Below are 16,019 nucleotides of genomic sequence, written 5' to 3'. Positions count from 1 at the left end.
GAGATCCATGCACGCATGGCAGTCTTGAATAAATTCACAGAATTAGGTCGCCCTCATACCCAAGTTGTCTCTTAAATTTGAGTAGCTTAAGGGAACTCAGCCTTTCAAACCTTTATGCAACAAAGCCGTTCAAGACATAGCTATGGAATCGCATTTAATAAACAAGATATGGCGGCGTTTCAACGTGATGACTTGCACCGCGAAACAGCGCGGATGCTTGCTAATGGATTAGTTCAAAGCAAAAATTATAATGATGTAGGTTTACTCACTTCGCAAATCATTCGACCAGAACAGGAAACCGTCGGTCGCACACAGCATCAAGCAGAACGACATTATCAATATGATCAAAATTATTTGCTCACCCAAGTAAATGACAGCCGATTAGGTAAGCTGACGTATCAGTATGATGCCATTGGCCGTTTAACACAGAGTAAAAGCCTACATCAAACAGAAAACTTTGCTTTTGACCCTGCGGGGAATTTAATTGACCCGATTGCCACGCAAGCATCTCAAGTGAAAAGTAATTTGATTGCTCAATATAAGGGTAAAAACTATAAATACGATGCACAAGGTAACGTGATTGAAAGCAGCCATGCAGGCAAAGCATTAAAACTGACGTGGGATAACCTGAACCGTTTGATTCGCAGTGATCATAATGGTCAAGTGACTGAATATGGTTATGATGTATTTGGACGGCGTTTATATAAGAAAAATCAAAATGCGCAAACCCTGACCTTATTCGGCTGGGACGGTGACCTGATGATTTGGGAGTCACAGCAATCTAATGACTTCGAAGGAAACTACACCAAGCATTATGTCTATGAACCGCAGAGTTTTGTACCGTTGCTGCAAACGGGCTATACAGGTTTTATCAAGCTTTTAGAAACTCCAGATTATGCTCAATTTCAGCATGAAGATTATTCGGTTTATAAAGATCCGATATGGAAAACTGAAACACGAAAAAATAAAGCTGAATTGGAGCGGGTACTTTTTTATCACTGTGACCAAGTTGGTACACCGCAAACATTGAGCAATGAGCTAGGTGAATGTATATGGGAAATTAAGCAGGATGTATGGGGTGAAGCTTTAGAAATAAAGGCTTCTCATAATTTACTTGAGCAAACCAATATTCGTTTCCAAGGGCAATATTACGATAGTGAAACTGGATTACATTATAACCGTTACCGTTATTATGAGCCGCATAGTGCAAGGTATGTGAGTAAGGATCCGATTGGACTATTTGGTGGTTTAAACAATTCTTCGTATGTAAAAGACCCGAATCAATGGGTGGATCCGTTGGGGTTGGCAGCAGATTATCAAATTAAGAAACAGACACAAGAACGAAGTAAACCTAAAAAACAAATAACAAAAAAACAAGTTTCAGAGGAACTTGGTAATTTACCAAGCGGTACAACATATACAAGCTTAGCATGTGGTTTAACGGTAGTTTGTGCTCCAGCTGCCCCTGTCATAGCAGGGGTCGGCACAGGTTTAGATATTGCAAGTGTGGCATTGGATGATGAAAAAAATATGTTACAAAAGGCCGCAACAGTAATTATTTCAGGTCAAGTTGGAAAAGTAGCAGGTAAGCAAGCAAGTAAAATGCCTGAATTAAGTGATTCAGCAAAGAAAAAAATTGAAAATGGATATGCTACATATGCTGATAAAACAGCGGGTGCTGTAGTTGACCACGTGATTGAGAAATCTAATAATTGGGGGCCTGTTTATAGAATAGTCCCGCCATACTACCCTATAATTCCACAAGATCCATATGATTTAAGTGGGTTAAGGTAACTGATTTATGAATAATGAAGGGATGATTTTGGAAAAACTAATATTAAACATTGTTTTTAAGTATAGGTGTCAATGTTTATGTTTTGTGGTTGTTTTATATTTTATTCTACTATTATTTTTTATGAGACCATTATCTTTTGATAATATTCTAGGTAGTTTAATATTCTTATATTTGTTAGTGTCTTCAATTTTGAATGATTCATTTGTTTTGTTGGGTAAAATACATGAAGATAGTCCTTATGGTGAGATAATAGGGCGTGGAATATTAATTTTTACATTTCTTGTCGTAATGATATATTTAATGACTAGTTAGGATTTAATATGAAAAAGATTGAATTATTTTTACTTTTTTTATTTGCATTTCAGCTTAGTTCATGTACTGAAAATAAGGTTGTGAATGGTGTGGATGTTGATCGAAATGAGGTGCAAAATGAGTTAAAGTTAGTAAGAGAGTATGTTGGTGAGCAGAAGAGTAAACTACCTGTGAATGTAGATAATTATACTAGATGGGTGGATTTTAAATTTTCTGATAATAAATTAACCTATATTTATATGGTTTCATTTGAAAGTATTAGTGATTATCAAGCGGCTGATATGAGAAAATATTATTATTCTAAGCCAAAGATAGATGAAATTTGTGAATCAATTGCTATCTTATCTAATTTGGATATTGTGTATGAGTATAAGTATATTAATTTAAAAGAAAAGGAATTGATCACAATTCCATTTAATAAAAAGATGTGTGATTTTTAATTATATTTATTAGGAGGAAATATTAGATATCTTTTATAAATCAAAAAAATAGCTACATTTTGCTGATTATTTGTACCAAACAATCTTAAATCGTAATGGGATTTGTTGCACAAAGATTTGAAAGGTAAAGCGCCCCTAATTAAGCCAAATTTAAGGCGTAACTTGGGTAAGTAGTCGACCTAATTCCGTAAATCTGTTAAGGACTGCTACACGTGCATGGATCTCATTCACTTGGCTATCAAAACTCCTTGCACTGAGTTTATCTCCTAAAAATTTAATGCAGTACATCTTAGTTTCAACCAAACTTCGCCGATGATAGCCTGACCATTTTTTCCATAGTGTCCTGCCTAAACGTGTAACTGTTCGAAGTAATTCATTTCGCTCTAGCGAGCTACTCTTTGTATCTTTCCATGGTTTCGCATTTTTTCTAGGTGGAATCACCGCATGTGCTTGCCGATCTGCAATGACCTGACGGCATCGTTTTGTGTCATAAGCACCATCTGTATAGATAGAATCGATTTGTTCATCTAAAGGGATTTGAGCAAGTAAATCTTCCAGTACCTGTGAATCACTGACATTATTTGCGGTGAGTTGTACAGCACGTCTTTGAAGGGTTTCGGCATCGATACCAATATGAAGCTTACGCCATTGGCGACGATATTCAGATCCATGTTTCTTACGCTTCCATTCACCTTCACCTAAAAACTTTAGGCCAGTAGAGTCTACGAGTAGATGGAGACCACCACTACTTTTTTGATAGCAAATTGCAATATCGATATGCCTTTGTCTTCTGCACAGTGTGGTGTAATCTGGAGCTATCCAATTTAATCCGCAGAGTTTAATCAGACTTTGCACAAAGCCAGTAACCATACGTAAAGACAGACGAAATAAGGATTTAATTATTAAGCAGCATTGGATGGCTGCGTCGGAGTAGGTTTGATTTCGCCCTTGTTTGCCTTTTGATGGCGCATACCATTGCCTAGCAGGATCAAACCAAAGGGCAATATTTCCGCGACTCATGAGTGCTCGGTTATATGCGGGCCAATTGGTTGTGCGCTAGATTTTGTGTGTAGGTTTCTTCATTTGAAAATTATATCGCTGAAAAAGCCTTTACAGATAGGTTTGTTCAACAAAGCCATTGTACTCCCTCAAAATTTTGATCTAGTAAATTTTTTAATATTCTTTTCTGCGATTTTTACTTTTTATTTTTTATTTATGTAAATTATTAAAAGTTCCGCAGCTTCGTTAATATATCTCAGTGAAAACTCTGAACAAGTTTTTGATCTGTATGGCTTTAAAAATCCTCAAGAAATATATCTATTTACTGCACGACATGAAGATACATCAGAGAAATTAATTTTAGAATCTATTTATGATTATCGAAAAGTTATTAAAGATGATCCTTATCCTGAGGATTATTCTGATAAGAAATGAAAAAGTCTATTTATCTTTAATTAAATATTCTGCCCAAGCAAGATAATGATATCCAAAAATGGATTCGTAAATGTTTATTATCAACGGATCAAAGTATAATTAGGTTTGATACTATTCAACAACAAATGTTGGGCCTAAATTCGGTATACAATTAATATGAAAAGTAAAGTTAAAAAGCACGTCTTTAGTTATGATGTGTTTGAGCAGAATATTCCTTTTTCTCAGTTAGATGAAGGAGACGTTCTACTTAAACCAGAAAATGATTCTAAACGTAATCATAATTGGTCATTTATTAGCATGAATGATGATTATATCGAATTGATTGATCAATCTTATGCAAGGTTAGGAAAAGGAATAAGTTTATTAATTCCAATGTTTCCATTATTTTTATTTTTATTTTACTACATTGGTATTCTTTCTTTTCTTGATAATTCTAGTGTAGGAGAGGCTTTTTTTTTCTTATAGCTGTACTTTTTGTAATAGGACTTCCTTGTGTTGCATTTCTACGTCCTTACTTTAAATATGATCATAAACAACCTATTTGTAAGCCTGTTCTTTTTAATAGAAAAACAGGTAAAGTTTTTTTCTATATTAATGATCAAGAATATATAGAAAAGAAATGGACAGATGTAGTTTATATTATGGGCAGTAGTTTTGGGTTGTCTGGCATTCCATTACGAGAGCTTCGGGCACATATCGTTGAAGACGGCATATTGAAACATACCTTTGTGATTGGCTTTCCAATGATTGGAATATTTCGTACTCAAGGTTTATGGACTTTTATTTGTCATTTTATGATGAAAGGACCAGAGGAGCTTTATCCGAAACCGCATCCTATGTACGGTACCATCGATCCGTTTACCCAACTAACCTATTGTCAAAAGGTCGTGGGTGCAAAAGAAAGTTGGAGAGATACATGGAAATCATTTCGAATCATTTATCATTATAATTGGGTTCCAGCTTTATTTGCTTATCCATTTGATGTGTGTAACTTTGTTGCACGAAGAATTTTATTGCATATCAAACCATTGCCCGTTTGGCATGAAGATGTAGTACGAAAAAACAAAATGGATTTAGAGCGCCCAGAGGAAATCAGCGCAAAAGATAATTTTGAATTTACGATGTTTAAAATGATGGATAAATAAAAAGCCCTTTCGGGCTTTTTTATATGTAAAGGGTTTAAGGCAATTGCTTAATCGGACTTCCACCCAAAGCTTGCATTAACGTCACATAAGTATTGTATTGACTCTGCTTGGTCTGAACCAAAGACAATCGAGCATTACGTGTGGTTTCCTGTGCATCTAACAAGTTTTTCAACGCAATTGCACCATTACGATAACGAACTTCAGTCAAACGCTCAGTCTTTTCTGCAAGCTGTACATTACGCTCTTGCAATACAACTTGTTGACTTAACTCAGTACGATTAGACAGTGCATTTTCCACATCGGCAAAAGCCTGATACAAGGTCTGACGATATTGAATAATGGCTTTTTCATAGTCTAAGTCACTAATCGCAAGGTCTTTCTTCATATCGTTATATTGCAAGAAAGGTAAACTTAAACTTGCACCCAAAGCCAAAGCAGGGTTTTGTAATAAATTACTCAAAGAGGTACTACTCGAGCCTAAACTGCCAGTCAAACTAATTGAAGGGTAGTAACTCGCTTTCGTTGCATCTTTATTTGCCAAAGCTTTACGTAATCTTAACTCGCTCGCTTGTAAATCTGGACGGCGAGACAACAACTCGGCAGGTAAACCTGCTGCAATCGTCGGTAATGCAATTCGAGGTAAACGCTGTGGCTCAGCAATATTCAGTTGCTGTACAGGTTGATGTAATAACACAGCCAATGCAGTACGTGTTTCCACTTTTTGTTGGGCAATTTGGCTTAAGGTCGCTTTTTGACTTTGGACCGACTGTTCTGCTTGCGTTAGATCTAAACCTGACACAGCACCGGCTTTATATTGCACCTTGACCAAGTCATAGGTTTTTTGCGTACTGGCTAAGTTTTTCTGCGCAATACTGTAGCGCTCATTTAAATACCCAAGTTGCCAATATAGGTTTGCTGTTGTTGCAATCAAGCTTTGGGCAGTGGCTTGTAGGTCCTGTTCAGTCGCTAAAGCTTCCCATTTTGCGGCCTCAGTCTGGCTAGCCAAACGACCAAATAAATCTACTTCATAACTAACGCCACCACTGAGTGATACACCTTTTGATGAGTCATCACCTGAGTTAAGGTCAAAGTTATGTCCAGTTGAAACACTTGAACTCACGCGTGGCCCTTGTTTATTTTTAGCCAAACCTGCTTGTAGTCGAGCTTGCTGTAAATTAATACCTGCTACAGCAAGGTCTGTATTGGCCGCTAAAACTTGATTCACCAACTGGTTTAATTGAGCATCATTAAACAATGTCCACCATTGGTCAGCATAAGTATCTGCATGAACTTGCTGACTTATGGCTTTCGCATTTTGAAATTGCGTCGGGATTTGTGTTGCAGGAGCTTCATACGGCGTCTTAACCACAGCGGCACAGCCGACTAAGCTACTTCCAAGAATGAAGGCACTTGCAAGTTTAGTTAACGTCATTTGCATCATTATTTCCTTATTCGCGAGAAAGCGCATCGACAGGGTTAAGCTGTGCGGCATTACGTGCAGGAATAAAGCCAAACACAATACCAATCATACTTGAGCAGACAAATGCAGCAACGATAGATGTCGTTGAATAGGCCATTTGGAATGTTCCACCGGCAAAATGACTAATCAATTGTCCAATACCCAAAGATAATAAAACTCCAAGTACACCGCCTAAGATACATACCAATACAGCCTCAATCAGGAACTGTTGCAGAATGTCACTTTGACGGGCGCCCACGGCCATACGCACACCAATTTCTTGAGTACGCTCAGTCACAGAAACCAACATAATGTTCATGACCCCGATACCACCGACGATCAATGAAATCACCGCAATCGCAGACACTAATAGGGTCATTGTTGCCGTGGTTTGTTGAATGGTTTCGCGGATACTATCGGAGTTCTGTGTAAAGACATCTTGCGCGCCATGACGTTGCACTAACAAGTTTAATATGGCGTTTTCAGCAGCGGCACTTGGGTATTCATCTTTCACTCGGACAATAATGCTGCGCACATTCGACTGCCCCAGCATACGACTCATAACCGTTGAATAAGGCAAATACACATTCAGGCTATCTGAGTTGCCCATCATGCTTTTTTGTTCTTCGATCACGCCAATGATACGGCTCGGCACACTGCCTAATAAAATCACTTGACCCACAGGGTTGGTGCCATCAGCAAAGAAGGTGTTTTTGGTGTTGTTATCAATCACCACATCTTGAGCTTGTTCAGTCACACTTTCTTTATCAAAAGGTTGACCAGAAGCGAAGCTCATTCCTTTGACATAGAAGAAATCTTCACTCACGCCATTCACTGTGGTCGACGCTTCTGTGTCTTTAAAACGTGCTGTGACAGATGAATTGACCGAAGGACTAACGCCATCGACATAAGGTTGTTCCGCAAGGGCCGTCGCATCGGCTGGAACCAATGTTTTTACTTGCGATGATCTTGAGTTATCACCAAAGCCTCGACCTTGATACACCGTGATGGTATTGGTACCTAAACTGCTGATATTTTCTAAAATCTGCTTTTGTGAACCATTCCCAAGAGCCACAACAGAAACCACAGAAGCGATACCAATAATGATCCCGAGCATGGTTAAAAATGTACGCATCCGGTGTGCATTCATGGCTAAAATCGCCATACGGAATGCTTCACCTAAACGGTCAACGGCAGAGCGCCAGCTTGAGGTTTTTTTCTGTGTGTTTGGAACGAGTTGTTGCTTTTCTAAAGGTTCATCATCTGTTTCAGGCACATTGGGTTGATCTGAGATGATATTACCGTCAGAAATTTCAATAATACGCGTCGCATTTTTTGCAACATTATGGTCGTGCGTGACCAAAATAATGGTATGACCTTTGGCATTGAGTTCGCGCAAAATCCGCATTACTTCAATACCACTATTCTTATCTAGTGCACCGGTCGGTTCATCGGCAAGAATAACATCGCCACCATTCATGAGGGCACGCGCAATCGATACACGTTGTTGCTGACCACCGGAGAGTTGACTTGGGCGGTTTTGGGTTTTCTCACCCAGCCCTAAATCGGTTAGTAGTTGCTTGGCACGTGCATTGCGTTCGGTTGCATCTGCACCGGCATAGATTGCAGGAACTTCGACGTTACCAGCAGCATTCAAATCACCGAGTAAGTGATAGCGCTGGAAAATAAAGCCAAAATATTCACGGCGTAACTGTGCCAGTTCATCTGGTTCAAGTTCACGCGTTTCACGCCCCTTGACCTTGTAGCTGCCATTGGTTGGCTTATCTAAACACCCCAAAATATTCATGAGGGTGGATTTACCAGAACCGGACTGACCTACAATCGCCACCAGTTCACCTGGGTAAATCTCAAGATTAACCCCTTTTAGAATCTGGACTGTGCTTTCACCAGCAGGGAATTCACGAGTCAGATTCTTGACCTCGAGTAGAGGTGTCTGATTTTGACTCATGATTACATTCTCATTGGGCCGCCAGCACCACCACGGTTGCTGCGTTTAGCTGAATCATTTGAAGTATCAGAACCGTCGGCAATCACGACTTTGTCACCCTGTTTTAAGCCACGGATCACTTGTGCGGTCACACGGTTATTTAAACCAAGTAATACCGGTTGAGGTTGCGCAGAACCATCCGCTTGCAATACACGTACCATGGCAACGCTCGCTTTACCTTGTTTGACCAATGCTTTTTCAGCTTCAGTCAGTTCTAAACCTTTAGGACGATTTGGATGGTCTTTGTTCGATTTAGCTTCTGCGTTGGCATTTTTATCAGCAGATTGACCATCGGTAGACGTATTATTTCGGCTACGTTGTGGACGGTTCGAGGTTTGAACGGCTGCGGCAGGTACAGTCAAGACATTCTTGGCTTCATCTAAAATGATATACACCTGAGCGGTCATATCGATACGCAATTTGCCGTCTTCATTTGGGACATCAAATAACGCGTTGTAGTAAACCGCAGTACTTGAAGACGAAGAGGTGTTGTTGTTACTTTCGGTGTTAATTGAGTTTGGCGCAGGCTCAACTTGGCGCAGGGTAGCATAGTGTTTTGTTTCACTGTCGCCCAAGGTTGTAAAATAGACGTTTTGACCTTCTTGGACTTTCATGACATCGGCTTCAGAAATTTCAGCTTTAATGGTCATGGTGTCGAGTTTTGCCAATTTCACAATGGTTGGCGCACTTTGGTTGGCGTTTACGGTTTGACCTTCTTCAGTCACAATCGCCACGATGGTTCCATCCATTGGTGCAACAATTTGTGTATAGCCTAAGTCTTCTTTTGCAGTCGCTAAAGTTAAGCGCGATTGTTCGATTTGTGCATTAATGGCTGCAATATCAGCTTGCGCAGTTTTATAACTTGCTAGCGCAGATTCAAGTTCTGCACGACTAGTCGCATCTTGAGCGTACATTGCTTGTTGACGATTATATTCAGCATCGACTTTGGCTAAATTTGCATTTTTTACTGCCAATTGCGCTTGTTGATTTTTAATACTGGCTTCGGCTGTTTTGAGGTCATTTTCCTGACGCACTGAATCAATTTGGGCAATCAATTGACCTTGTTTTACTTCATCGCCAAGTTGCACATACATTTTTTTTACTTGACCTGAAACCTGCGCTCCTACGCTGACCATTTTAGTTGCTTCAAGCACACCAGTGGCAAGCACTGAGTTTTCAATATCCCCACGGCTGACTTCGGCCGTAATGTACTGAGGTTGCTCTTGTTTTGGTTTGAAAAAATGCCATGCTGTGACAGCGATCGCCAGAGCAGCGATGATGGCTACGATCAATTTTGCTGGTTTTATTTTTGGCATGATTGGCAGTAAAGCGTTAAGAAAGTTATTTGAATTATAAGAGTTAAATACGGATAAATTGTGAATATTTTAGCAAAGAAGTAATGATTATTATTTCCCTTTAGGCTTTCCGATTGATATGAAGGGACTTAGCAGAATCTGTAAACAGACTCATTCTACTGCGTAAAATAATTTTTTAACTGTAACTAAATGCCAATTAAAGTACAAAAAGCATATTTCATGCCTATTTATTTGAATCTAATTTCAAATTAGAAAAAAGTTGAATGAAAATTAAAAAAAGTGGTGCTATAAAGCTTTTTTGTAGCCTATGTTAATGATATTAAAATAAAAATATGCATTGTGTTTGTGCTTTAGTGTGCACAGTTTTTGTTGAGCGTGTGTGATTTTTTGCAATAGTCTTGTTCTAAAAATGCAGCTAAGATCAAAACCCATAAAAAAATTATGGGTTTAATGATAAGTGGTTTTTTTTCATTAAATATACAAAATAAAATAGGAATATAAGTCGGGGTTAGATATGGAATGGAATGAAAAATATAATATCGGCATTGATGTTATTGATAATCAACATCGCCAGATTTTAGATTATATCAATACGTTGGAAGCAATCCTCGTGAATGGCAGTCGAGAGAAAATCAAAGAGGTTTTGGATGATTTGATTGACTATACACAATCGCATTTCAGCTTTGAAGAAAATTTATTGGAACAGGTACATTATCAGTATTTGCCGTCTCATCGTGGGATTCATGAGCATTTTGTGAGGCGACTGAATGAGTATCGAACCAAATTTGAAAATGGTGTTTCGGTTGAACAAGATTTATATCGTTTATTGTCTAAATGGCTGATTAATCACATTCAGCATGATGATCAAGATTATGTAGATTCAGTGCGAGACAATATGCTGCACTATCTGCGCTCGCAGGAACAGAAAAAAGGCAAAAGTTGGTTTGCTCGCTTTTTTAGTTAAGTCAACAGGGACGGAAATAACCTTTTACCGCACATCTGAGCAATGGCTTGCATAATCAGATGTTCGGCATTTTCATGTCCCAAACCTTTAATCGAGGCATCTAAACGTAACAACAGGGCAGGCCACGTCAAAAACTCATTGGCATTTAAACGGCGTAAAGCTTGTTGATACAGCCCGACCTTGGTCTTCCAAATGCCAATTTGTAAGGCATTTTGTGGTTGCTCAAACAGTTGCATCAGCAAGCGCATTTCCTTGCTGATACTCCATAAAATAAGTGACATCGGCTCACCAGAGGCAATCAAATATTGAAAAATTTTAATTGATTGCGCCAAATTGCCTTGCAGCATTGCATCGTTTAAATCATAGGTGGTGTAGCGTGACTGATCTTGTAAGCAGGAGTACAGATGATCTATCTGAATCATCTCTGCTTCAGGAAAAGTATCTGCGACACGCATTAAACTATTTTTTGCAGCCAGTAAGTTATGCTCATGATGCTGTTCTAGCCATTGCCAAGCATCATTGGCGAGTTGAATGCCGAGCTTTTGCGCCTCGGTGGCTAAGATTTGCTGACGATCTTTAGGGTAGTTTGCAGTCAGTGCAACATTGACCCCATTGGCATCAATGGTTTGGAAAAAACTGGTCTTTAAACTCGCACTATCTTGCTTCGGCATTACCACGAGCAGCAAGTTGCTTTCATTTTGCTGCAAATAGCTTTTTAACAGTTTTAGCCCATTGGCATCGGGTTTAATGTTGCCATGTGCCTCAATAGCCAGTTGACTAGAAAATAATGACAAGCTGTTTAAAGCATTAAAGACATTTTTCCAATCGGCCGCAGAGCTAATGTCATACCGTTGACGCTCGATTTCTCGAACGTTCCAACTCTTACGAAATGCATCGAGGAGATTTTGTTCGAGTAATGGCTCTTGACCATGTAGCACCCAGGCACCTTGCGCTTCATCTACACGTTTTAATGCCTGAAGATAGTCAAGTTTCATAAATCAAAATTACTCAGCTTTGGTCGGTGCAGTTAGTGGATTTGCTTTCGGTAAGCGGTTTGATGAAATTTGGCGCACGATCTGTTGTGCAATGTCATCAATAATCACTTGTTTTAAATATTTTTCTTCTTGGTCATCGGTGTTCACGGTTGCAACGTCGTATTGGTAGCTACGTGTTGCCATCAATGTACGTGGTTCAGTCACAGGATTGCCTTGAGCATCTTCAATTTGGAACGTCACATTCAAACGCAATAAAGTTTCAACCAATTTACCATTGAGTTCTAAACGACGTGGAGTGTAATCCAACACATGTAAGACATAGGCATTTTGATTATTGCTCAATTGCACGCCTGCAGAGCCTAAATAAATCGCTAACTTTTCATGTAAGTCATCTGTATCTTCAGGAAGTGCCAATCGCATATTGGAATAGGCTACAGGTACAGCAGCAGGGTTGGTGCCTTTTAAATGAAAACCACAACCGACCATGCCTGCGCTCAGGCCCATAGTTAATACAATTGCAGCAACACGTTGAACCAAGTGCATAAAGTGTCCTCTGTTTCCCGAAGGGATAATGTTGAAATCCTGTGTGGATTGTAAAGTCAAAGCCCGTTGACTGGCAACGGGCTTTGTTTGGGAATTGTTTGTTAATCCCTCCCGACCTCCCTTTAAAAAAAGGGAGGAGACCCGATTTTTTTTTGGAAGCGGGAAGTCCCCCTTTTATAAAGGGGGATTTAGGGGGATTAAATTAAACCACCAAATTCACTAATTTATTCGGCACCACAATTTCTTTCTTGGTTGGACCAGTCAAGAATTGTTGAACTTCAGGTAATGCTTTTGCTTGTGCCAAAATGTCATCTTTAGAGGCATCGACAGACACTTCTAATTTGCCACGAAGTTTACCGTTCACTTGCACTACAATCGTTTGTGTATTGCGAGTCAGCGCAGATTCATCTACCGCAGGGAAGCGTGCTGATGTTAATTCGATACCAAACTCAGCCAATAAGGTTTGGCTTAAATGTGGTGCAAACGGAGCAAGTAAAGTTAGAAGGGTAATGATTGATTCACGTGCAACGGCAACGTCATTGTCATCTTTGGCTTCAAACTTATTGTTTGCATTCAAAAGTTCCATCATCGCAGCAATCGCGGTGTTGAAGGCATGACGACGTGCAATGTCATCACCCACTTTTTGAATGGTTTCGTGTGTTTTACGACGTAAGTCTTGTGCAGCGGTAGAAAGTGTCGCTTTGTCGATGTTTACAGCAGAGTTGCCTTGTTCAAGGAAACCTGTTGCTAGGCGCCATACACGTTTTAAGAAACGGTTTGCACCTTCAACACCAGCGTCAGACCATTCTAGTGATTGATCTGGTGGTGCAGCGAACATCATGAATACACGTGCAGTATCTGCGCCGTATTGATCAATAATCGCTTGCGGGTCGATACCGTTGTTTTTCGATTTCGACATTTTTTCTTGACCGCCAACCACGACATCTTGACCATCACCTTGATATTTCGCAGAAATGATACGGCCTTTTTCATCACGTTCTAAGTCGATGTCGGCAGGGTTAAACCAAGTCTTCTTACCTGACTCAGATTCACGGTAGTAAGTATCCGCAAGCACCATACCTTGAGTTAAAAGGTTAGTGAATGGTTCGTTACCTTGTACCACACCTTCATCACGCATCAATTTATGGAAGAAACGTGCATAAAGTAAATGTAGAATCGCGTGTTCAACACCACCGATGTATTGGTTCACAGGTAACCAAGTTTGACCCGCTTCAGGTTTCACCATACCGTCAGTGAAATCTGGAGATGCATAGCGTGCATAGTACCAAGATGATTCTACAAAGGTATCCAAAGTATCTGTTTCACGACGAGCATCGCCACCACAGCATGGGCAAGTGGTTTCATAGAACTCAGGCATTTTGTTGAGTGGATTGCCTGAACCGTCTGGAACCACGTCCGTTGGCAATACAACTGGAAGTTGTTCTTCAGGTACTGGAACCTGACCACATTTTTCACAGTTGATCATTGGAATTGGACAACCCCAATAACGCTGACGAGAAACACCCCAGTCACGTAAACGGAATTGAACTTTCGAGTTGGCAAGTCCAGTCGGTTCTAATTTTGCAAGGAATGCATCGTACGCCCCTTGTAAGTCTAAGCCGTCAAATTCGCCTGAATTCACCAGTTTGCCGTCTTTAGAGCCATACCATTCTTGCCAAATTGTTGCGTCAAAGTCTGCATCGTCTGCACCTTTGGCATCAATCACTTGCTTGATGGTTAAGCCATATTTGTTGGCAAATTCGAAGTCACGTTCATCGTGTGATGGAACCGCCATCACCGCACCTGAACCGTAAGACATCAAGACGTAGTTTGCGATCCAAACAGGAACTTCTTCACCTGTAACTGGGTGCTTAACTGACAAACCTGTTGCCATGCCTTTCTTTTCAGCAGTCGCAAGGTCTGCTTCTGCAACAGAACCCATACGGCATTCTTCGATAAATGCAGCAAGCTCAGGATTGCTTTCCGCAGCTTTAAGTGCCATTGGATGCTCTGCTGCAACTGCAACATAAGTCACACCCATGAGTGTGTCAGCACGAGTGGTAAATACAGTTAAACCATCTGCATAAACGTCTGGATTCGCTGAAGGGAAGGTAATTTCCATACCCTGTGAGCGACCAATCCAGTTACGTTGCATGGTTAAAACTTGCTGTGGCCAGCCGTCTTTTAATGTTTCTAAATCGTCAAGTAATTCTTGCGCATAGTCAGTGATGCGGAAGTAGTACATTGGAATATCACGTTTTTCGACCAATGCACCAGAACGCCAGCCACGACCATTTTCAACTTGTTCGTTTGCTAAAACAGTTTGGTCTACTGGGTCCCAGTTCACTGTTGAAAGCTTACGGTAAATTAAACCTTTTTTATAAAGCTGTACGAATAACCATTGTTCCCAGCGGTAGTATTCAGGTGTGCAAGTTGCAAATTCACGATCCCAATCTACAGAAAGACCTAACTTTTTAAGCTGATTACGCATGTAATCAATGTTTTCAAAAGTCCATTTTGCAGGAGCGACTTGATGTGCAATTGCCGCGTTTTCAGCAGGCAAACCGAAAGCATCCCAACCCATTGGTTGTAGTACAGTTTCACCTTGTAAGCGGTGGAAACGGCTGATCACATCACCAATTGTATAGTTACGCACATGACCCATATGCAGTTTGCCACTTGGATAAGGGAACATAGAGAGGATATAACGACGTGGTCCTTCTACTTGGTCGGCAACTTTGAAGGCTTTGCGATTTTCCCAGTCTTGTTGGACTGTAGGTTCAATCGCACTGGCTTGATATTCAGGGTCAATGTGAGTAGTCATAAACGTAAATAGAAATAACGGTTAAAAAGTTTGTGCTACAGCATAGCGCAAAATACGCCTAGAGTGAATTTTGCGATGCTGCCTAGATGTAAATAATTTAAGTCGATATAGCAGGACTTTGGCGTGAATTATTGTGCTGCGGCAGCTACCGCTTGAGCTTGGCGGAGTGCTGCATTGGCTTCGCGTTGTTGTTCTGCTTGTTGCTCATTTTGTTCATTCGACTGTTCGGCTTCACGTGAAACCTCTTCTTGGTTTTTTGCTGGAGTTGATTGCGTAGTCGTTGTTGCGCCATAGGTATTTACTTTACCTTTACGCTGCGCATTTTTTGGCGGTGGCGTGGTGGTGTAATGCGTTGAACCTTTAGCATCCACCCATTTGTAATATTCTTTCGCTGAAAGGTCCAAACTGGTCAGGCAAAACGCCATGCTAGATAAAATACAGGCAGTTCGTGCAATCGTCGTCTTCATCATAAATTCAGTCCCAAAGTTATAGTGATCATGCAAAATTATGCTGAAAATTTTGCGCTTTTTTGACAGCAGAATCTATGCATTTTTTAGCACAAAGGATAAAAGGGGCATCGCGTGGGATGAGTAACTTTGTGAATGATGATTTGTGAATGATGAATTGTGGAATTAATAAGCAATCAAAATATTGTGTTTAGGACTTACGCACTATTATTTAAAGATTCTCTGTGGTAGCAGATGATTTTTATCGAGAATAAAGTCATCAATGAAGCTTTTGATAATTGGTCTAAATAATTTCTTCTGCCAACGATATACATTTT

11 protein-coding genes and 3 pseudogenes are annotated in these 16,019 nt (G+C 40.1%); 5 read left to right on the top strand and 9 right to left on the bottom strand.

Features of this window, described 5'->3' with window-relative positions; genetic code table 11:
• Positions 1-129 precede the first annotated feature (129 nt).
• Together FTT98_RS15520 and FTT98_RS15515 are read left to right on the top strand one after the other, a co-directional pair.
• Positions 130-1,315, top strand: a pseudogene (locus FTT98_RS15520) (RHS repeat-associated core domain-containing protein); the annotation flags it as partial.
• Between the two features lie 800 nt (positions 1,316-2,115).
• Positions 2,116-2,547, top strand: coding sequence for a hypothetical protein (locus FTT98_RS15515; RefSeq protein ID WP_180042007.1), 432 nt, complete (start codon positions 2,116-2,118; stop codon positions 2,545-2,547).
• 150 nt (positions 2,548-2,697) lie between these two features.
• Here FTT98_RS15515 and FTT98_RS15510 read toward each other — a convergent pair.
• A pseudogene (locus FTT98_RS15510) lies at positions 2,698-3,630 on the bottom strand (IS5 family transposase).
• A 507-nt stretch (positions 3,631-4,137) separates the two neighbouring features.
• On the opposite strand from FTT98_RS15510, the gene FTT98_RS18180 reads away from it, so the two are divergent.
• Positions 4,138-4,446: a hypothetical protein gene (locus FTT98_RS18180; RefSeq protein ID WP_257220813.1), complete on the top strand. Its 309-nt coding sequence runs from the start codon at positions 4,138-4,140 to the stop codon at positions 4,444-4,446.
• A gap of 176 nt (positions 4,447-4,622) precedes the next feature.
• A complete protein-coding gene (locus FTT98_RS18175) occupies positions 4,623-5,126 on the top strand; it encodes a hypothetical protein (protein ID WP_257220814.1) in 504 nt (167 codons plus the stop codon).
• A 34-nt stretch (positions 5,127-5,160) separates the two neighbouring features.
• Here the strand turns inward: FTT98_RS18175 and FTT98_RS15500 are convergent, their stop codons facing one another.
• Genes FTT98_RS15500 through FTT98_RS15490 form a run of 3 tightly spaced genes read right to left on the bottom strand, consistent with a single transcriptional unit; the run spans position 5,161 to position 9,909 of the window.
• Positions 5,161-6,564 carry an efflux transporter outer membrane subunit gene (locus FTT98_RS15500; protein WP_180042017.1) on the bottom strand — a complete coding sequence of 468 codons (1,404 nt, stop codon included), beginning with the start codon at positions 6,562-6,564 and terminating at the stop codon, positions 5,161-5,163.
• A 10-nt stretch (positions 6,565-6,574) separates the two neighbouring features.
• Positions 6,575-8,554: a MacB family efflux pump subunit gene (locus FTT98_RS15495; protein ID WP_180042009.1), complete on the bottom strand. Its 1,980-nt coding sequence runs from the start codon at positions 8,552-8,554 to the stop codon at positions 6,575-6,577.
• A 2-nt stretch (positions 8,555-8,556) separates the two neighbouring features.
• Positions 8,557-9,909: a MacA family efflux pump subunit gene (locus tag FTT98_RS15490; protein ID WP_180042011.1), complete on the bottom strand. Its 1,353-nt coding sequence runs from the start codon at positions 9,907-9,909 to the stop codon at positions 8,557-8,559.
• Between the two features lie 514 nt (positions 9,910-10,423).
• Between FTT98_RS15490 and FTT98_RS15485 the strand changes: the two genes are divergently transcribed.
• Positions 10,424-10,873 (top strand): bacteriohemerythrin, encoded by a 450-nt coding sequence (locus FTT98_RS15485; RefSeq protein ID WP_180007206.1) that lies wholly within the window; start codon positions 10,424-10,426, stop codon positions 10,871-10,873.
• Here the strand turns inward: FTT98_RS15485 and holA are convergent.
• From holA to FTT98_RS15460, 5 genes and pseudogenes are all read right to left on the bottom strand, one after another.
• Positions 10,870-11,868, bottom strand: coding sequence for a DNA polymerase III subunit delta (gene holA / locus FTT98_RS15480; protein WP_180042013.1), 999 nt, complete (start codon positions 11,866-11,868; stop codon positions 10,870-10,872). The two genes, FTT98_RS15485 and holA, sit on opposite strands and share 4 nt — an antisense overlap.
• Before the next feature lie 9 nt (positions 11,869-11,877).
• Positions 11,878-12,411, bottom strand: a complete 534-nt coding sequence (lptE, locus tag FTT98_RS15475; protein WP_078192675.1) for an LPS assembly lipoprotein LptE — start codon at positions 12,409-12,411, stop codon at positions 11,878-11,880.
• A gap of 202 nt (positions 12,412-12,613) precedes the next feature.
• Positions 12,614-15,235, bottom strand: coding sequence for a leucine--tRNA ligase (gene leuS / locus FTT98_RS15470; RefSeq protein WP_180042015.1), 2,622 nt, complete (start codon positions 15,233-15,235; stop codon positions 12,614-12,616).
• A 128-nt stretch (positions 15,236-15,363) separates the two neighbouring features.
• Positions 15,364-15,660 (bottom strand): DUF4124 domain-containing protein, encoded by a 297-nt coding sequence (locus FTT98_RS15465; protein ID WP_373683082.1) that lies wholly within the window; start codon positions 15,658-15,660, stop codon positions 15,364-15,366.
• Positions 15,661-15,909: 249 nt separating this feature from the next.
• Positions 15,910-16,019 (bottom strand): annotated as a pseudogene (locus FTT98_RS15460) (IS701 family transposase); the annotation flags it as partial.

Source organism: Acinetobacter sp. YH12039 (assembly GCF_013420015.1).
GTDB classification, from domain to species: domain Bacteria; phylum Pseudomonadota; class Gammaproteobacteria; order Pseudomonadales; family Moraxellaceae; genus Acinetobacter; species Acinetobacter amyesii.
The sequence above is the reverse complement of the archived record's forward strand: the minus strand, read 5'-3'. Positions and strand labels throughout refer to the sequence as shown.